Here is a 17,297-nt window from a genome sequence, read left to right on the forward strand (position 1 = left end):
GCACGGCGAGGTCCCGCGCGCCCGTTGTGGAGGTGAGCCGCGCACCTGTACGGGCGACCGGCGCGCGGACGGCGCGGCCACCGTCCCGCTAGGACAGCAATCCGCGTTCCAGAGCCGTGATCACGGCCGCCGTGCGGTCCGACACCTCCAGCTTCTTGAACGCACGCAGGAGATGGGTCTTCACCGTGGCCTCACCGATGAACAGCTCCCGGCCGATGTCGGCATTGGTCAGTCCCTGGCTGACCAGCCGCAGGACCTCGCACTCCCGGGCGGACAGCGGCGTCGGTTCCACCGCCCGCGCCCGGAACAGCTTGGTGGCCAGCGACGGGGTCAGCACGGTCCCCCCGCGCGCCGCACTGTGGACGGCCTCGATCAGCTCGGTCCGGGAACTGCCCTTGAGGAGGTAGCCGGCCGCGCCCGCCTCCACGGCCCGCAGGATGTCGGAGTCGTCCTCGTAGGTGGTGACGATGACCACCTTGCTGTGCGGCGCCTGCCGCAGGATGTGCCCCGTGGCGGCGACCCCGTCCATCCCGCCCATTCGCAGATCGAGCAGCACGACGTCCGGCAACAGCCGGGTCGCCAGCGTCACGGCTTCCTCGCCGGAGCCCGCCTGCCCCACCACATCGATGCCCGGATCGGACTCCAGGATCGCGCACAGGCCCTCGCGTACGACGGGGTGATCGTCAGCGAGCAGCACCCGCACCGCGACCGTGTCCTCAACGCTCATCATCCGCCGCCTTCCTCCGATGCCCCGCCGCCCTGTCCACGGCCTCGTCCACGGCCTCGTTCACGGCCCCGTCCTGGGCCTCGTCCTGGGCCTCGTCCACGGTCCCGTTCACGGTTCCCTCCAAGGGCAGCGTCACCTCGACGCTGGTGCCCACCCCCGGTTCGCTCACCACGCTCAGCACCCCACCGGTCTGTGCCACCCGTGCCGCCATGCCCCGCAGCCCGAAGCCCCCGCCGTCCCCCTGGCCCTGGCCCTGCCCCGCCGCACCGTGCTGCTGCTTCCTCCCGGCCGCTCCCGCTCCGGCTGCCGCTCCCGCCCGCGCTGCCACCGCCACTCCCGCCCCGGCATCGAACCCCTTGCCGTCATCGGCGACGCGGAGCACGACCTGCCCCGCGCCGTACCGGAGCACCAGCTCCACGGAGCGGGCATCGGCGTGCTTACGCACATTCGCCCCGGCCTCCTGCGCGGCACGCAGCAGTACGACATTGACCGCCATCGGCAGCGGCCGCTCGTCGCCCTCGACGGCGAACCGCACCAGCAGCCCGCTCTCCGCGGTCAGCCCGTCCGCCTGCCGCCGCAGCGCCTGCGCCAAGGAGCTCTCCTGCAGGGACGCGGGCGTCCGGTCGGCCACGAAAGCGCGCGCCTCGACCAGGCTCTCCTTGGCCACCCGCCCGACCAGCGCGAGGTGCTTCCGGGCGATGGCGGGGGCGCCCTCCACCTCCGAATCCGCGGCCTGCACCAGGCTGATGATGCTGGTCAGGCTCTGCGCGAGGGTGTCGTGGATCTCCCGTGCCAGCCGCTCGCGTTCGGCGAAGACACCGGCCTGGTGCGACAGGCGGGCCACCTGCTCGCGGTTCTGCCGCAGCTCTTCGATCAGTTCGGCGTGCTCCTTGTTCTGCCGTACGACCCGCTTGATCCACAGCCCGAGGAGTACCGACAGGGCGATCCCGAGCAGCGACGCCAGCAGCATGAACAGCACGGTCGGGCCCGCGGCGCCGCCGCGCAGCCACAGCATCGTCACGGGGATGAGATTGCCGAGAACGCCGGTGACCAGCGCCGGCCTGGTTGCCAGACTCATCATCAGCATCGGGATGAGGGCGAACAGCGCGAACGAGCTCATCAGATCGACGGCAGTGGCGATGCCGAACAGCACGAAGAGCCCGACGGGGAAGACGATGTTCCGCCGGTCGCTCGCATGGCGCAGCATCAACGGCCGCCCGATCCCCGCATACCAGGGCACGATCAGCGTCAGCGCGGCGATGGCGACCGCCCGACCGCCCTGCGGGACCCCGGAGGCCCCGGAACCCGCGGAGGCCCCGGAGGCGAACAGCAGCCCCGTGGTGACCAGATAGCAGATCACGAAGTAGCTGTCCCACAGCCCGAACCAACGCACCCGCGCCTCGGGCGCGCGCCGCGCCTCAGCCGTCACCGTGTCCCCCTGGATACCACTGCGTCCCCCTGAATATGAGCGCCCCGCACCTGGGACGGGGCGCGGCCGCGCGCCCAGTCCTATCACCCTCCTCGCCGGTGCCGAGCTGTCCACCGACCGGTGGACAGCCGAATCCACCGGTCGGTCGTCCCCCATCAACCGCCCTTGCCCATAACGTCGTTGCTGCCCCTCGCGGACCTCGAAGAGACCCGGGACCAGGCCTCGGACAACGGCCCGGGTAAGGCCTCGGACAACGGCCCGGACAAGGCCTCGGACAACGGCCCGGGTAAGGCCTCGGACAACGGGCCCGGACAAGGCCTCGGAGAGAACCCGGGAAAAGAGAATCCACAGACCGTCGGGAATTCCTGCAAGGGGAGTTCACCGAAACGCAGTGCACCCGCTGCGCAAGAGAATGCGCAGCACCGCAGAAAGGCCCGGATTTCCATGGACCACCTGAGTCAGTTCGCCACCGCACTCATCGCCAGTGCCACCATCCTCACCATCATCCTGGCGACCGACCTGGGACGCCGTCGGGTCACCAATATGCGCATGCTGCGCTCCGTGATAGCGGTCGCCATCATCATCGCGCTGTTTGTGCACTCCCTTCCGACGTCCGGGAACGCGCCGTCATTTCAGCTCATAGGCTGTGGCGTGGGAGTGATCTGCGGCCTGATCGCCGGCGTGCTTCTGCCTGCGCACCGCGGCGGTGACGGCCAGATCTACACCACCGGCGGATTCGGTTACGCCCTGGTCTGGATCGTCCTTTCCACCGCACGCGTCCTTTTCGCCTACGGTGCCGAGCACTGGTTCGCCGAAGGTCTGGTCCGCTTCAGCATCGAAAACCAGCTCAGCGGCCCCGACGTCTACGCCAATGCCTTTGTCTTCATGTCACTTGCCATGGTGGTCACCCGGACCGCGGTCCTCGTGACAAAGCGCCGCCGCCTCCGTCGAGCTGCCGCCGACCCGGCAGCCGTGGAGCAGCCGGCTGCGGTCTGACGGCTCACCGTCCACCGTCCACCGTCGGCCGGCGCCACCGGCCGATGCCACAGACCGGCGCCACCGGCCGACGACTGCCGTCGGCCAGCCGGCCGCATGGCGCCGCCGGGGGGAGGGGAGGGGCCGGGCCGACCGGGGGGACGGCCCGGCCCTGGCACGCTCCTCCCGCCGCCGTTCGCCGCGCTCTTCCCGCCGCCGTTCGCCGCGCTCTTCCCGCGGCCGTTCGCCGCATCCTTCCCGCCGCTCCTCCCGCCTCCTCTCGCCTCCTTCCGCCTCCTCCCGCGTCCTTCCGCCTCGTCCCGAGTCCTCCTGTGTTCTACGGTCGGCCGATTGAACGCACGCCTCCGGTTGGCCGTACAGATAGCGACGGCGCCGACCTCCCGAGTCCGGTCCGCCGCGCCACCACCGGGCCTCGCACGGAAGGACCTTCGGGTTGTCGCACTTCACGCGCTCTGACCAGCCGCCGCAGGAGAAGCAGGCACCCCCGACGGGGGACTTGCCCCAGAACGACCCGAAAGGCCCCCCGGGGCGCGCGCTAGATGCCGTGGCCGCGCCGGATGCCGTGGTCGCGCGGGATGCCGTGGCGGCGCCGGGTGCCGTGGCCGCGCCGGACACCGCGCCCACGGCAGCGGAAGAGGAGGCCGCCCCGGAACAGAAGGCCGCCCCGGAACAGAAGGCCGCCCCGGAACAGAAGCCTGCCCTGGATGAGCCCACCGACCGCGAAGAAGCCGCCCCGCCTGAGGGCACGGCCGGCGCCGCCCTCCCCGACCGCGGCTGGCGCGACCGCCACCCGGTCGTGGCGCGGGCAGCGGCGTGGACCACCACCGCCCTGGCCGCCACGCTGGTGCTCGTCACCCTCCTGCTGCCGAACGACCCCAACCGCCTCACACCCGCCGAATTCGTCCGTATACCGGTGGAGGGGATAGCCGGCGCCGCCCTGCTGCTCCTCCTGCCGCAGAAGGCGCGGCGGCCGGCCGCGGTGCTCGCCGGAGTCGTGCTCGGTCTGCTGACCCTCCTGGACCTCCTCGACATCGGCTTCGTCGAGGTGCTGGGCCGAGGGTTCAACGTGGTGTTCGACTGGGTCCTGCTCGGCGACGGCGCCTCCTTCCTCCAGGACTCCATAGGCCGGACGGGCACGATCGGAGTCGAGATCGCGGCCGTACTCCTCGTCCTGGCCCTGCTCGTTCTCCCCGCACTGGCGGTCGTCCGGCTCAGCAACCTCATGGCCCGGCACGCCACCAGGGCGGCCGGCACCACCCTCGTCCTCGGTACCGCCTGGGTCCTCTCCGCGGCCCTCGGCCTGCAGATCGCCGGTGCGCCGCTCGCCTCCCGCAGCACCTCCGACCTCGTCCAGGCCCGTATGGACGGAGTGAGCGCGACCCTGAAGGACGAGCGGGCATTCGCCAAGGAAGCCGCGAGCGACCCTTACCACCACACACCGGGAAACCGGCTGCTGACCGCGCTGCGCGGCAAGGACGTCATCTTCACCTTCATAGAGAGCTACGGACGCAGCGCGGTCCAGGACAGGCTGATGGCCCCGGGCGTGGACGCCACGCTCGCAAAGGGGACCGAACGGCTGCGCGCGGCCGGCTACTCGGCCCGCAGCGGCTGGCTCACCTCGGCGACGTACGGCGGCAGCAGCTGGCTGGGCCACTCCACCTTCCTGTCCGGCCTGTGGATCGACAACCAGCAGCGCTACCGCACCGTCACCGCGGGCGATCACCTGACCCTCACCAGCGCCTTCAAGCGCACCGGAGCCTGGCGCACCGTCGGCATCATGCCCGGCGTCACCAAGAGCTGGCCGGAGGGCAAGTTCTACGGCCTCGACCACATCTACGACTCCCGGGAACTCGGCTACAAGGGACCCAAGTTCAGCTGGTCGACCATGCCCGACCAGTACAGCCTCGCCGCCTTCGAGCGCCTGGAGCACGGCAAACCGCACGACAAGCCCCTGATGTCCGAGATCATCCTGACCTCCAGCCACAACCCCTGGGCGCCCCTTCCCAAGACGATCGGCTGGGACAAGGTCGGCGACGGATCCGTCTACAACGGCATCGAGAAGGCCGGCAAGCGCCCCGTGGACGTGTGGCAGCAGACCGACAAGGTGCGCACCGAGTACGGCAAGTCCATCCAGTACTCCCTGAACAGCCTCATCTCGTACGTCGAGAAGTACGGCAACAAGAACACCGTGCTCGTCTTCCTCGGCGACCACCAGCCGGTCGCCAAGGTCTCCGGCGACCACGCCAGCAGGGACGTCCCGGTCGCGATCGTCGCCCACGACCCCGACGTCCTGAAGCGCATCTCCGACTGGCACTGGACGCCCAGCCTCAACCCCGGCCACAAGGCCCCGGTCTGGCGGATGGACACCTTCCGCGACCGCTTCCTGAAGGCCTACGGCTCACATCCCGGCCCCGCCACACCCCCGGCCGCCCACTGACCGCTGATGCCTGCCGCCAAATGCCCTCACATTCGCTCCGGCACCCGGGGCTCACCACGGAACACCTGCGCGGTATGCCAGGTGATGTAGGCGGGGGCGACCCGCGCGCTGCCCCGCTGCGGCCCGACGACGTCCTGTCCGGAGAGGCCGAGCACGTGCTCGCGCGCCGCCCGGCTGTGCCCGATGAACTCCTGGGAGACCGTGATCCGCCGGCCGGAATCCAGGCCCAGCACCCCTCTGTCGAACAGCTTGTGGTGCAGTGAGCACAGGCACAGACAGTTGGCGAGTTCATCGGGCCCGCGGAAGGCCCACCACTGGACGTGGGCGGCCTCCAGCCCGACCGGCACCCGGCCGATCGAACCGTCGAAGCCGCAGAAGGCGCACCGGTATTCGTAGGCGATGAGCACGCGCCTGCGCAGCTCGGCAGCCCGCCGACGCCCCGGAACCGTCCCGGCGGCGACCCGTATCCCCTCCGCCGCCTCCAGGTCGAGCCCGACAGCCGCGGCGATGTCCGGGTGGGCCGACGGCGGGAAGTGCCGGTCCAGCAGCAGCTGGGCCAACTGTCCGAGCAGCGCCGGATCATCCGAGAGCGCCCCGCGCAGCCCGGTCGCCAGCTGCCCCCGCGCCCCGCTCTCCCGCAGCGCCCGCACCCCTGCCCCCGGACTGCCGTCCCCGCTGTCGGTACGCACCTCCCACACCCCGTCACTGACGAGATGGTGGAACGGATAGGAGGGCGACGTCCGGTGCGTGGGGCCGTAATCCCGCAGCAGCTCGCTCAGATCGTGCTCGATCTCGGAGTAGCGCATCGGCTGCTGCGGCAACCGCTGAAACCGCCCCAACGCATAGAGCATCAGCAGCGGTTTGTGCGGCGCCCGCGCTCCGTTCTGCGCCCACTGCCGCAGCTTCCCCACCCGCTCCACCCAGTCCATGACAGGACTCTAGGCCGAGGCCCCGCGGCGACTGACGCCAGCTGCGGCCCGATGTGAGATGCCCTCTAGGACGAAGGCGTACCGCCCGGCCGACGACGAGCCTTCTCCACAACCTCGCGCACAGCATCGGTGACGAGCTGCGGCCGGTTGTTCTGGATATTGTGGTCGCTCCGTGTCTTGGTGATGTGCTGCGCACCGGGAAACTGCTGCGCGAGGTCTCGCTGCGAGGCACGTTGGGCCCGCCAGAAGACCTGCGGGAAATCCGCCGGAGCATGAGCCGGCAGCCGGGCACGAAACGCGTCGGGGTCGAATTCATCCCCGGTCAGCACGACCACCGGGATCTTCGGCACCGGCGGGGCGGCGCGCACCTGACCGAAGACGACCGCAGGATTCTGCCTTTCCACATCTTTCCACTGGGCGATGCGCTTCTTGTCGTCGTTACGGATCAGTGCCAGAAAGGTGCCGAACTGCTGCGGCGTGAGCCGTGATTGCAGGAATTCCGACTCGGCGTCCACGAGAACGAGACCGGACACCTCGTGCGGGTACTCGCCGGCATAGATCCTGACGATCGGCCCGCCCGCCGACCATCCCGCGAGTACATAGGGGCCGGGTACCTTCGCTGCCTTCAGCAGTGCGTGCAGGTCCGCGGCATCACCGCGTGCTGTGGTGGGCTGCGCGACCGTCGACGAGGTGGTGAACTTCCCGTTCTCCCGCACCGTTCCCGGCCGATCGTAGGAACAGACCCGGGTGAACCGCCCCACCGCGGGATATACGGCGGAGCTGCTGGGCTTTCTGTCGCCGCCCGGTCCCGTCGTCACATATCTCCAGGTATCCGCGGCCGCGACGAGCCCCGGTACGAGCACGACGGTCGGAGACCCGTTGCCATGGCACTCCAGATACATCATGCGGCCATGCCCGATATCGACCATCCGCGCAAAGGACGTGGTGGTCTTGGCGCCGGTGTCCTCCCGGAGAGCGGTGCTCTCCGGGAGAGCGGCGTTCGTGGTGGAAATACTGCAAGCCGCGAGGAGCAGCACAGGCCCGGCCAGAACGCCGGCCGACCCGAGAAATCTCCTCCGCATGCAGCGATCGCCCCGCCGGACCATGCCAGACAGACCCATCTCACTCCGTCGTGATGTTGTGCCAGTGCCATTCCCCAGGGAATCCCGGACAAGAAACCGGCGATACTCCACCTCGTGCTCAGGTGCAAGGGCTCAACCTCAGGCGCAAGCGCTCAATCTCAGGCGCTCAACGTGCAGTTCGAAAAAAACCGGGAAGGACCAGGAGGACCAGGAGGACCAGGAGGACCAGGAAGGAAAGAGCACCATCAGCGCGGAATGGCACCTCAGCTGAGGAATGGCACCGTCAGCTGAGGAATAGCGCCATTGGGCAACGTATGCGAAATGCCGGGCGCCGACAACGACACACTGCCCGGCGAGTCTTCCGCGCCCCTGCACCGGGGAGCCCTGCCCGTGGGCCTGGAAGCCACCCGAACACCTAGCCATCACCACGCCTGGGAAGCGAGGCGCCCCCGAAATCTCCTGCTAGTCATCCAGGAATGTGAGGGTCTCGGTGAGCGGCGCTCGGCCGATGCGGGCGTATCTCGCGGCGGTGTCCGCGAAGCCGATCGCCATGCCGCAGAACAAGATGAGTTCTTCTGGCGGTGACACGACCTCTGCGACGGTCCTGCGGTAGACCGACCAGGCCATCTGCGGACAGCTGTGCAGCCCTTCGGCGCGGAGCAGCAACATGATGGTCTGCAGGTACATGCCGGTGTCGGCCCACTGCGCTCTTCCCATCGCGCGGTCGATGTAGCAGAACAGGGCCACGGGCGCGCCGAAGCAGTCCCAGTTGGCGGCAACGGCCCTGTCTCGTGCCTGCTTGTCCTCCCTCGGGATGCCAAGCGCGGCGTAGCGCTGCTCGGCCGCGGAGATTCTGCGCTCGCGGTAGGGGGACTTCAGCTGGGGCGGATACATCTCGTACTCACGCTCGTCCCCGATGGCGCCCGCCGCCACGCGCGCGGCCGTGCGTCTCTTGAGCTCGGCCAACGAGGCGCCGCTCAGCACATAGGTGTGCCACGGCTGGAGGTTTGCTCCGGACGGTGATCTGGATGCGGCGGAAAGCACCCGCTCAAGCACCTCCCTCGGCACGGGTTCGCCAGTGAATCCGCGCACCGCCCGCCGGCTCGTGACAGCCTCGTAGACGTCCAAGAAGCACCCACCTCCTGCCTGCCTCCTGTACTGGCCTCTCGCCTCCGGTACAGGAACTCCGGTCTTCGTCTTCGGTCGCCCGCCCCGACCTTCGTTCGGGCCCCGTACTGCGTTGACGGTTGGCGACCGGAAGAGGTGACGGCGACCGCTGGATTCAGAGGGGGGAGGCGTTCGCGTCGGACGATCCGGGTGCGGGGCGGGGAGCCTCCAGCTGGAGGACGAGTGCACGCAGGGCGCGGAGTTCGGCGTCCAGCGCCTGCGCGCCTTCGCGGGTGAGGACAATCCACGTTCGGGGGCGCCGACCGGCGTAACCCTTCTCCACGGTGATCAGACCCGACTCCTCCAGCACCTTCAGGTGCCGCGAGAGGTTTCCGTCGGTGACGGCAAGCTGCTTCTTCAGGAAGCTGAACTCGACTCGGTCGGCTTCCCGGGCGATGGCGAGAACGCCGAGTCGCACCCGCTGGTGGACGGTGTCGTCCAGTGACCGGGTCGGATGAAGCCCTTCCTCCTCCTGCTGCTCCTGCTCCTCTTCCAGCTCTTTTTGTCGTTCCTGTTCTTGTTCTTCGCACGCAGCGGGCGAGTCCTCCACGCTCATGAGTCAGCCGTGCCCCGTATCGGCGACGCCGGCCGCGGCTCGACGACGGGCCAGCGCCCACTCGGCCAGCCCGGCGAGGAGCAGGATGGCAGCGAGCAGGCACGCCTTGGCCTGCGGTCCGTCGGTCCAGCCGAGGTTGGCGGGCTCGTCGGGATGCTGCCAGGGGAGCCATCCACTGCCCCAGGAGGCACCGAGGTAGCCGGTGAGCAGCACGGCATGAGCGATGCCGGCGGCTGCGGCGATCCAGCTGCGTTCGGCCACCCCGAGGGCGAGAAGCCCGATGCCGACCAGGTACCACGGGGAGGCGTAGCTGTTCTCCAGCAGCACGGCCCCCCACGGCTGGTACCTGCTGAACAGCAGGGCCACCAGGGCAGTCATGATCGCTGCGGTGGCCATGGCGGTCGTGCGGATCCACACGCCGCGGCGGGGGACGATACCCCGGGCCTCGCCACGCAGGCGGTACCAGCGGGCGAAGACGAACCATGCCAGGGGGAGGAGCGCGAACCACACGCCCCAGGCGGCGAAGCGCAGCACAGCGCCGTCGAACTCGCCCCTCAAACAGGGGGTTCCCGGCTCATGGACGACGCACAGGCCGGTCAACTCGGCGTAGGCGAAGGCCGGGTAGGACGCGATGCTGCGGCCGTGAGCTCCGAAATTGAAGGCGTACCTGGCAATCGGAGCGGCCGTCAGCGCAACCAGGCCGAAACCGAGAAGGGATACCCACGCGCCCTTCATCTGCGCGCGGGCCCTGGTCCGCAGGCCTTCCGTAGCCGCTATCAAGCCGACCGCATCCGCCTTCGGCGCGGCCCCCGCACTGCTCAATGACGGTGTTCCCACCATGTCCCCCATGCCCCCTTGTGGTTGCGCTTCGGCAACCCCGGTCAGCGGACCGCCGGTCCTGGCCGCCCGCCACTGCACTCACTTTGCAACGCAAAGTACATGGCGGTCAAGAGTAAGCGACTGCGCCATCCGGCGCCCTCACCCCACAGGCAGTTCGGCCTCGATGAGGTCGGCCGCACGTCCGGTGCCGCCTTCGGTAGCCATCTCCCGCTGGATGGAAGCGAGGCGCCGCTTTACCTCCGCGTCGTCGACGAGTGAGAGCACTGCCGCACGGAGGGTGGCGGCGTCGGCCTCGTCCATCGGTACGTGGCGGGCCACGCCGAGCTCTTGGAGCATGTCCGCGTTGCCGAACTGGTCGACGGCCTGCGGGACGGCGACCATGGGTGTGGCAGTGGCCAGCCCCTCCTGGCTGCCACCCGCCCCGGCGTGCGTGATGAAGGCGTCCGCCTTCTTCAGGATCGCCAACTGCGGAACCCATCGGTGCACTTCGACGTTCCCCGGGATCTCCCCGAGCTCATCGGCGCTGACGTGCTTGCCCACCTGGAGCACGACATGCCAGCCCGGCAGATCGCCGAACGCCTTGACGCACTCGCCGTAGAAATCGGGCTGCTTGGTGAAGGACGAGCCGAGCGAGACCAGCAGCACGCGCTCGACGTCCGCGGGCCGCTCCCAGTCCCCCTGCGCGGCGCGGTCGCCCTGGCAGGCGCCGACGAACGAGTGAACCTTCTCGTCGACCCGGCCGGCGTTCGGCTGCAGCGCCTTCGGGATGAGCACGATCGAGCGGCCGGGACGGCCGACGAACGGGTCGGGGTGCTGGGTGATCCCGTTCTCGGCAAGCCAGTTGGTGAACTTCTCGTAGTACGCCCTGCCCCGCTCGGTCGCCTTGGGCTCCGCCCACATCGGCTCGGCGACCTCCTCCTCGTACCCCTCCCACGCGACCAGGTTCGGCGAGAGGGAGATCGCGGGCACGCCCCAGCGGTGAGCGAGAACGCGTGCCGGGTACGAGGTGATGTCGTGCAACACGAGGTCCGGCTCATCGCCTTGATACGCCGTGATGAGCTGCGGCAGCGCCTGGATCGCGTCGTTCAGGAACGGCTCGACGTTGTCGAGGAGCGTGGTCCCCCAGGCCGACGGGTCGTCGTCGGGCGAGGGCAGCGTAGTGCGGTAGAGGACAGGCTCGGCGCCGGTCTCGGCAACCTTCTCCTCGAAAAGGGGCGGGATCGCATACGTGACACGGTGCCCACGGGCAACGAGCTCGCGGATCACCTCGAGGCTCGGGTTCACATGCCCATGCGCGGCAATGGAGAACATGGCGATATGCGCACGTCTGCGTGACTTCGGGTTCGTCATGGGCCCCACCCTAGGCGAGACGAAACGTCTCGTCCAGCGTGTTTACCGGCAATCACATCCACGCAACCGCTGTAGGCGATCACGCGGCGGGGATCGGTGTACGTCCCCCCTGGAACGCCGGGAGCGCCCCTGCCTGGGGTGACGAGACCGAGCCGGTCCCCGCCCGGAGCTACGCCTACCGGGCAGCTCATGCCCGTCCCTACGGGGCCCGTGTGCCAAGTAGCCCCCTCGCGCAAGGTGCTCAGTGGTGACGGTTACAGCGTGTCGAACGGTGGCATGATGCGGACGATCATGATCAGCGGGGCACGCGGTGCCGCGAGGAAGTAGAACCAGCCGCCGGCGGCGTCCATGCGGCGCAGGCCTCCCGGTCGGGGGCCGTTGCCGAAATCGCTGACGTCGATGCCCGTCCTGGCAAGGTCTACGAGCTGGCCGGCCAGACGTTCCACTTCCGCCACCACGTGACCTGGGATGCCGCCGCCACGTGGTCGTGGTCGTACTCCCAGCGCCAGTCAGCGCTCACCGGGCCGGGAGGCCGATGGCGGCATGGGCTTCGTCCAGGATCCAGCCGATCTCGGAGGCGGCCTGCCGTGCCTGAGCCGCGTCGCCCGATTCGGCGGCGTTCTCCCACCGGCGGAGGTCCGCTGCCGCATCGGGCTGACGCTGGATGTGGACATAGGCGGCCCACCGGGCGATGAACCGCTGGAGCGGTGCCAGGTCGGAGCCCTGCCGGGACTGGTCGGCCGCTTGGTCCAACTCCCGTGTGAAGGCCGGAAGCGCTGCGGGCGCGATCTGACTGATCGCCTGCCGCAGTGCGGCAACCGTGGCAGGGCGCTGGGGAGTGAGTGGCTGCCCAGCGGCGGAGGTGGTCGTGGCTGCTGCTCCCATGGGCGTGATTCTGATCCCGAGCGCCAGCGTATCCGGCACAAGTGCTCAGCCTCCGCTCGAACGAGTGAGGGAGAGGCCGAGTGGCTACCCGCGCCCGGACCGGCTTGGCGGGAGCCTTCTACTGCTCCGTGACTTCCGGGGCGGGCGCGACCCCCGTCGGGCACGACCGCCCCCAGTTCGTCTCCGACGGGGCACTCAGCTTGACCCCCGTCCCGCCGATGCCGCAGTACCCCGCCGGGTTCTTGTCCAGGTACTGCTGGTGGTACCCCTCTGCCGGATAGAACGGTCGGGAGGCGTCGGCGGGGAGGATTTCGGTGGTGATGTCGGCGTGGCCGGAGTTGTGGAGGACGGTGCGGTAGGCGTCGCGGGAGGCTTCGGCGGCCTGTTGCTGGGCGGGGGAGTGGGTGTAGATGGCGGAGCGGTACTGGGTGCCGACGTCGTTGCCCTGGCGGAAGCCCTGGGTGGGGTCGTGGGACTCCCAGAAGAGCTTCAGCAGGGTGCCGTACGAGATGATCTTGGGGTCGAAGACGACGCGTACGGCCTCGGTATGGCCGGTGTGGCCGCTGCAGACCTCTTCGTAGGTGGGGTTCGGGGTGTGGCCGCCCTGGTAGCCGACGAGGGTGGTCCAGACGCCCTCGGTCTGCCAGAACTTCCGCTCGGCGCCCCAGAAGCAGCCCAGGCCGAAGTCGGCGATCTCCAGGCCGTCCGGGTACGGGCCGAGCAGCGGGTTGCCCAGGACCGTGTGCCGGTCGGGGACGGTGAAGGCCCGCTCAGGGCGCCCTTCGAGCGCTTCGTCCGGCGTGGGGAGATGGGTCTTGAAGCGGGAGAAGAGCATGGGATCAGGCTCCTGGGCTGGGCTGGGAAGCTGCAGACGGCGTTGTGGTTGAGAACGCCTGGGGGGCGAGAGGTATTCCGGCTCGGGAGGGGAGGGGAGGGGAGGGGAGGGTGAGAGTTGGGGAGGGGGCTGGGGGGCGAGTCTCGTGAGGGCGGGGAGGGCGGGGCGGGGAGCGCGATCCGGAGGCGGGACTTTCCTTTCCGGTGTGAGCTGGGAGAGGAGCCTTCCGTTTGCAGGCGAATTGAAGGGTGCCGCTGCCATTTGTTCTTGATTTGGCAGGCTTGCCTTTTGTGTGGTCTGGCGGCGTTCTTCCGCACGAGCTCCGTTACCCGGCAGCCGTTTTGTCAGCCGCACTGCCAAGTGAACATCGCGCGGTCGAAGCGGCGTTCGGCCAGGTCCCCGGGGCGTATGAGCCAGTAGAGGGCGCCACAGTCGCCCCACATCATGTCGGCGTCGTTGTCCGTGTCGAACTGGGCGAGCAGGACCCAACGGAGCGCCTCCTCCTCGATGCGGGGGTCGTCCCACGGCGGGTTGCCCAGGGCGCCATGGGCGACCTCGGATTCCACCGCGTCCTGTACGGGGTTCGCGTGGCCGCCGAGGCGGTGTTCGGTTCCCCCGGAGTGGTCGTACAGGGCCTCCTGGAAGTCTTCGCCCCACAGCGGGTGGTCGTCCGGCAGCGAGTCGAACTCCCGGTGGACCAGGGGGTGCCAGGTGTACGGGGCGGTCGCCTCCGCGCGTGCCGTCAAAGGCACCTCGGGGTAGGGCCGGAGTCCTACGGGCGTGGCGTGTGCGGCGGTGGGGACGTCCGCCGGCACGTACAGCACGCGTGCGCCCGCCCAGGTGTCGGGTTCATCGGGTGCGACCAAGGCGTCGCCGTCGTCGAGCTGACCGTCGAAGTAGAAGAAGGCCAGCGTGCCGTCCGCCGGTATGGCGATGTCGAGGGCGCCCGAGGGGAGCAGGGCGCAGTCGAGCGAAGCGATGAAGGCGAGCGGGCCGTGGCCCTCCCAGACGGGCCATTCCGCGCCCTCGGGCAGCTCCGGGACGCCGCCGAGCCGGCCGACGACCGGGGCGGTCCCGGGATCCGTGGCCTTCTCCAGGCGCAGGCCCGGCCGCAGCAGGCCGATCCACCGCTCGGCGATCTCGGCGGACAGGTGCGTGTGAGCGAGCGTGTGCAGCGGGTCAACGGTGCTCTGTGTCATGTGTTGATGATGCACGGGGCCACTGACAGTCGGCCGTGGGCGCGTTGAGCCTGCGGGCCGGAGTCAGGCTTCGGAGACGTTGGGTGTCGTTGGGCGTCATCGGGAGTCGTTGCGAGTCGTTCGGCGATGGCGTCCGGGGCCGCCCTCGGCGTCGGGCCGTCCCCTGCGCGCCGCCCGCGCTCTACTGCCCCGCGGGCGGATAGCCCGCCGCGTTGCCGCCCAGTTGTTCCCAGCCCGCGATGGCCAGGGCGCGGTAGGCGGCGTATTCGGCGGCGGGGCTGCGGCCGTACGACCACGGGACGGCGCCTACATGGCCGTCGACCAGGCGGAGCTGTTCCATGGCCTCGGCGTAGCGCTCGGCGCGGACCAGGAACCAGACCAGCAGGTGGCGGACGTGTGGTGCCATGGGGTGGTCGGCGGGGGCCTCGCGGAGGGCGAAGTGGGCGCCCTCGATGGCGCGTTCGACGACCGCGCTCCGGTAGAGGCTGCGGACCAGGTTGGCCTCGGGCAGGTGCTCGTAGACCGCGAAGAGGGGGAGAGCCGGGAGGAGGGTCTTGGCGGGGGCGGCGGCGGCCGCGCGCTCGGCGAAGGCTTCGGCCTCCTTGCGGGAGCCGTGCCACTTCTCGGACCAGTAGGGGAGCGCGGCGAGGTGTGCGCCCATGTGCTGCGGGGCGCGCTGGGCGACCTTCGTCCACAGCTCTTCGTAGTCGGCGGGGCGGTCGCCCAGGCCGCGGGCGGCGGCTAGCTCGGTGATGTACGGGATCGGGCTGCCGGGCGCCAGCAGGGCCGCCTCCCGGCAGACCGTACGGGCCTCTTCGAGGATCATGCGGAAGTCCTGCGAGCCGGGGTCGCGCAGGGCCTGGACCACCAGGAACTGGGCGTGCGTCTGGGCGCCGCCCGGGTCCTTGGGGGCCTCCGAGCGCCAGGTGCGCAGCCAGATCCCGCCGGTCCGCCCGCCGTCGCCGTACCCCGGAGCCGTACCGTGCCGCTGCTGCTCCGTCGCTTCCTCCGCGGCCAGCTCGAACGCGGCGGCGCCGGCCAGCGTCTGCACCCGCTGCCAGCGCCGCTCCCAGTCGTCGCCGGTGGCCTTCAGCAGCGCGGCCGCCGGACGCCAGTCGTGTGTCCGGCGCATCTCCTCCAGCGCATCGGCCAGTGCCTGGTCGGGGCCGGGCAGTCGGACGTCGAGCTCGTCCAGCGGTACGAAGCCGTAGCCGGCCATCGGGTCGGAGGCCACCACCAGGCCCTGCCGGGTGTGCTGCAAGGCCCGCCGACGCCGCATCCAGGGCAGGAAGACGAAACCACCGAGCGCGAGCGCGGCGAAGAGAACGAGCAGAGCGTCCATGTGGGGTGTCCTGTACCTGTACGGCTGTCGGTAGCGATGTCGGGAGCGGTACCCGGGGTGCAGGCCGTGGGCCGTAGTGGTCACGGCTGCCGGTGTAACGCTAACGGTGCGGGGCGGTGCGGGGACCAAAGTGGCGGGAGTGGCCGAGCGGAGCGGTAAGGGCGGCCGGGATGGCGGGGAGTGGTCGAATGGTGACGCATAGTGGGCGCGGTGGACGCGGTGGGGGTGGGGTGGTGGGGGCCGGTGAGGGGTTCCGCGGCCCGCAGCTCTTCGGTACTTCGTTCTTCGTATGTATCCACTATCCAGGCAACCAGAAAGTTCCGAAAAGTAAGGTCGCGAGGCCGACTACCCTCGGTTGGCATGAGCGATCAGCGCGAACCACGCCACCAGCATTTTGAAACCGTTGCCATCCACGCAGGTCAGGAGCCCGACGAGGCCACCGGCGCGGTGGTACCGCCCATCTACCAGGTATCCACGTACAAGCAAGACGGAGTGGGCGGGCTCCGCGGCGGCTACGAGTACAGCCGCAGCGCCAATCCGACCCGTACCGCTCTGGAGGAGAACCTCGCGGCTCTCGACGGCGGCCGCCGCGGCCTCGCCTTCGCCTCCGGCCTCGCCGCCGAGGACTGCCTGCTGCGCACCCTGCTGAGCCCCGGCGACCACGTCGTTATCCCCAATGACGCCTATGGCGGTACGTTCCGTCTCATCTCGAAGGTCGTCGAGCGCTGGGGTGTGGAATGGTCGGTGGCCGACACCTCCGACCCGAAGGCCGTACGCGATGCGCTGCGGCCCCGTACGAAGGCGATCTGGGTCGAGACGCCCAGTAACCCGCTGCTCGGCATCAGTGACATTGCGGCGCTGGCCGGGGTCGCCCACGACGCCGGGGTCAAGCTGGTCGTCGACAACACCTTCGCCAGCCCCTACCTCCAGCAGCCGCTCGCCCTCGGCGCCGACGTCGTGGTCTACTCCACGACCAAGTACATGGGCGGGCACTCGGATGTGGTCGGCGGCGCCCTGGTTGTCAACGACGACGCCCTCGGCGAGGAACTGGCCTACCACCAGAACGCGATGGGCGCGGTCGCCGGACCGTTCGACGCCTGGCTCGTGATGCGGGGCATCAAGACGCTCGCCGTCCGCATGGACCGGCACAGCGCCAATGCGGCACGCATCGCGGACCTGCTGGCCTCGCACAAGAAGGTGACCCGCGTCTACTACCCGGGGCTGGCCGAGCACCCGGGCCACGAGGTCGCCGCCAAGCAGATGCGGTCCTTCGGCGGCATGGTGTCGTTCCAGGTCGCGGGCGGTGAGCAGGCGGCGGTGGAGGTCTGCAACCGTGCCAAGCTGTTCACCCTCGGCGAGTCGCTGGGCGGGGTCGAGTCGCTGATCGAGCACCCGGGACTGATGACGCACGCCTCGACGGCCGGGTCGCTGCTGGAGGTCCCCAACGACCTCGTGCGGCTCTCGGTCGGCATCGAGTCGGTCGACGACCTGCTGGCCGATCTCATGCAGGCGCTCGGCTGACG

At 69.7% G+C, this 17,297-nt stretch carries 16 protein-coding genes; 3 read left to right on the top strand and 13 right to left on the bottom strand.

Translation table 11 applies throughout. The annotated features are described in order from the left end of the window. Positions 1–88: 88 nt before the first annotated feature. Together ACGFR7_RS05105 and ACGFR7_RS05110 are read right to left on the bottom strand one after the other, a co-directional pair. Entirely contained in the window at positions 89–730 is a 642-nt protein-coding gene (locus ACGFR7_RS05105; RefSeq protein ID WP_393313115.1) for a response regulator, read from the bottom strand. Beyond that, entirely contained in the window at positions 717–2,156 is a 1,440-nt protein-coding gene (locus ACGFR7_RS05110) for a sensor histidine kinase (RefSeq protein WP_393313118.1), read from the bottom strand. The genes ACGFR7_RS05105 and ACGFR7_RS05110 overlap by 14 nt, the downstream gene beginning before the upstream one ends. Before the next feature lie 120 nt (positions 2,157–2,276). Here ACGFR7_RS05110 and ACGFR7_RS05115 point away from each other — a divergent pair, with 120 nt between their 5' ends. Beyond that, on the top strand, positions 2,277–3,152 hold the full coding sequence (locus ACGFR7_RS05115; protein WP_393313121.1) for a hypothetical protein: 876 nt from the start codon (positions 2,277–2,279) through the stop codon (positions 3,150–3,152). Positions 3,153–3,585: 433 nt separating this feature from the next. Further along, positions 3,586–5,589 (top strand): sulfatase, encoded by a 2,004-nt coding sequence (locus tag ACGFR7_RS05120; RefSeq protein ID WP_393313124.1) that lies wholly within the window; start codon positions 3,586–3,588, stop codon positions 5,587–5,589. Positions 5,590–5,615: 26 nt separating this feature from the next. On the opposite strand, the gene ACGFR7_RS05125 is transcribed toward ACGFR7_RS05120, so the two are convergent. The 11 genes from ACGFR7_RS05125 to ACGFR7_RS05175 all read right to left on the bottom strand — a co-directional run bounded on the left by ACGFR7_RS05125 (position 5,616) and on the right by ACGFR7_RS05175 (position 15,774). Continuing rightward, positions 5,616–6,518 carry a phosphorothioated DNA-binding restriction endonuclease gene (locus tag ACGFR7_RS05125; RefSeq protein ID WP_393313127.1) on the bottom strand — a complete coding sequence of 301 codons (903 nt, stop codon included), beginning with the start codon at positions 6,516–6,518 and terminating at the stop codon, positions 5,616–5,618. A 65-nt stretch (positions 6,519–6,583) separates the two neighbouring features. Next, the gene (locus ACGFR7_RS05130; protein ID WP_393313130.1) at positions 6,584–7,639 is read right to left on the bottom strand and encodes an alpha/beta fold hydrolase; all 1,056 of its coding nucleotides are present in this window, start codon (positions 7,637–7,639) and stop codon (positions 6,584–6,586) included. Positions 7,640–8,062: 423 nt separating this feature from the next. After that, positions 8,063–8,728: a nitroreductase gene (locus ACGFR7_RS05135; protein WP_393313133.1), complete on the bottom strand. Its 666-nt coding sequence runs from the start codon at positions 8,726–8,728 to the stop codon at positions 8,063–8,065. A 154-nt stretch (positions 8,729–8,882) separates the two neighbouring features. Beyond that, a complete protein-coding gene (locus ACGFR7_RS05140) occupies positions 8,883–9,323 on the bottom strand; it encodes a winged helix-turn-helix domain-containing protein (protein WP_393313136.1) in 441 nt (146 codons plus the stop codon). A gap of 3 nt (positions 9,324–9,326) precedes the next feature. Further along, on the bottom strand, positions 9,327–10,163 hold the full coding sequence (locus tag ACGFR7_RS05145; protein WP_393313139.1) for a hypothetical protein: 837 nt from the start codon (positions 10,161–10,163) through the stop codon (positions 9,327–9,329). A 138-nt stretch (positions 10,164–10,301) separates the two neighbouring features. Then, complete coding sequence (mgt, locus tag ACGFR7_RS05150) at positions 10,302–11,513, bottom strand: macrolide-inactivating glycosyltransferase (RefSeq protein WP_393313142.1); 1,212 nt, start codon at positions 11,511–11,513, stop codon at positions 10,302–10,304. A 254-nt stretch (positions 11,514–11,767) separates the two neighbouring features. Continuing rightward, positions 11,768–11,971 carry a hypothetical protein gene (locus ACGFR7_RS05155; RefSeq protein WP_393313145.1) on the bottom strand — a complete coding sequence of 68 codons (204 nt, stop codon included), beginning with the start codon at positions 11,969–11,971 and terminating at the stop codon, positions 11,768–11,770. Between the two features lie 58 nt (positions 11,972–12,029). Beyond that, the gene (locus tag ACGFR7_RS05160; protein WP_393313148.1) at positions 12,030–12,398 is read right to left on the bottom strand and encodes a DUF6247 family protein; all 369 of its coding nucleotides are present in this window, start codon (positions 12,396–12,398) and stop codon (positions 12,030–12,032) included. Between the two features lie 118 nt (positions 12,399–12,516). Continuing rightward, complete coding sequence (gene msrA / locus ACGFR7_RS05165) at positions 12,517–13,233, bottom strand: peptide-methionine (S)-S-oxide reductase MsrA (protein ID WP_393313151.1); 717 nt, start codon at positions 13,231–13,233, stop codon at positions 12,517–12,519. A 344-nt stretch (positions 13,234–13,577) separates the two neighbouring features. After that, entirely contained in the window at positions 13,578–14,432 is an 855-nt protein-coding gene (locus tag ACGFR7_RS05170; protein ID WP_393313154.1) for a YwqG family protein, read from the bottom strand. Positions 14,433–14,613: 181 nt separating this feature from the next. Further along, positions 14,614–15,774 carry a hypothetical protein gene (locus ACGFR7_RS05175; protein WP_393313157.1) on the bottom strand — a complete coding sequence of 387 codons (1,161 nt, stop codon included), beginning with the start codon at positions 15,772–15,774 and terminating at the stop codon, positions 14,614–14,616. A gap of 360 nt (positions 15,775–16,134) precedes the next feature. Between ACGFR7_RS05175 and ACGFR7_RS05180 the strand changes: the two genes are divergently transcribed. Further along, positions 16,135–17,295, top strand: coding sequence for a cystathionine gamma-synthase (locus ACGFR7_RS05180; protein ID WP_393313160.1), 1,161 nt, complete (start codon positions 16,135–16,137; stop codon positions 17,293–17,295). Positions 17,296–17,297: the final 2 nt, after the last annotated feature.

The sequence above is a fragment of the Streptomyces sp. NPDC048516 genome (assembly GCF_043199875.1).
GTDB lineage: Bacteria > Actinomycetota > Actinomycetes > Streptomycetales > Streptomycetaceae > Streptomyces.

Excerpts from the sequence above, each read along its gene's own strand:
- ACGFR7_RS05105 (WP_393313115.1), bottom strand. The coding sequence starts at position 730 with ATGATGAGCGTTGAGGACACGGTCGCGGTGCGGGTGCTGCTCGCTGAC.
- ACGFR7_RS05125 (WP_393313127.1), bottom strand. The coding sequence starts at position 6,518 with ATGGACTGGGTGGAGCGGGTGGGGAAGCTGCGGCAGTGGGCGCAGAAC.
- ACGFR7_RS05130 (WP_393313130.1), bottom strand. The coding sequence starts at position 7,639 with ATGGGTCTGTCTGGCATGGTCCGGCGGGGCGATCGCTGCATGCGGAGG.
- ACGFR7_RS05140 (WP_393313136.1), bottom strand. The coding sequence starts at position 9,323 with ATGAGCGTGGAGGACTCGCCCGCTGCGTGCGAAGAACAAGAACAGGAA.
- ACGFR7_RS05145 (WP_393313139.1), bottom strand. The coding sequence starts at position 10,163 with ATGGTGGGAACACCGTCATTGAGCAGTGCGGGGGCCGCGCCGAAGGCG.
- mgt (WP_393313142.1), bottom strand. The coding sequence starts at position 11,513 with ATGACGAACCCGAAGTCACGCAGACGTGCGCATATCGCCATGTTCTCC.
- ACGFR7_RS05160 (WP_393313148.1), bottom strand. The coding sequence starts at position 12,398 with ATGGGAGCAGCAGCCACGACCACCTCCGCCGCTGGGCAGCCACTCACT.
- msrA (WP_393313151.1), bottom strand. The coding sequence starts at position 13,233 with ATGCTCTTCTCCCGCTTCAAGACCCATCTCCCCACGCCGGACGAAGCG.
- ACGFR7_RS05170 (WP_393313154.1), bottom strand. The coding sequence starts at position 14,432 with ATGACACAGAGCACCGTTGACCCGCTGCACACGCTCGCTCACACGCAC.
- ACGFR7_RS05175 (WP_393313157.1), bottom strand. The coding sequence starts at position 15,774 with ATGGACGCTCTGCTCGTTCTCTTCGCCGCGCTCGCGCTCGGTGGTTTC.
- ACGFR7_RS05180 (WP_393313160.1), top strand. The coding sequence starts at position 16,135 with ATGAGCGATCAGCGCGAACCACGCCACCAGCATTTTGAAACCGTTGCC.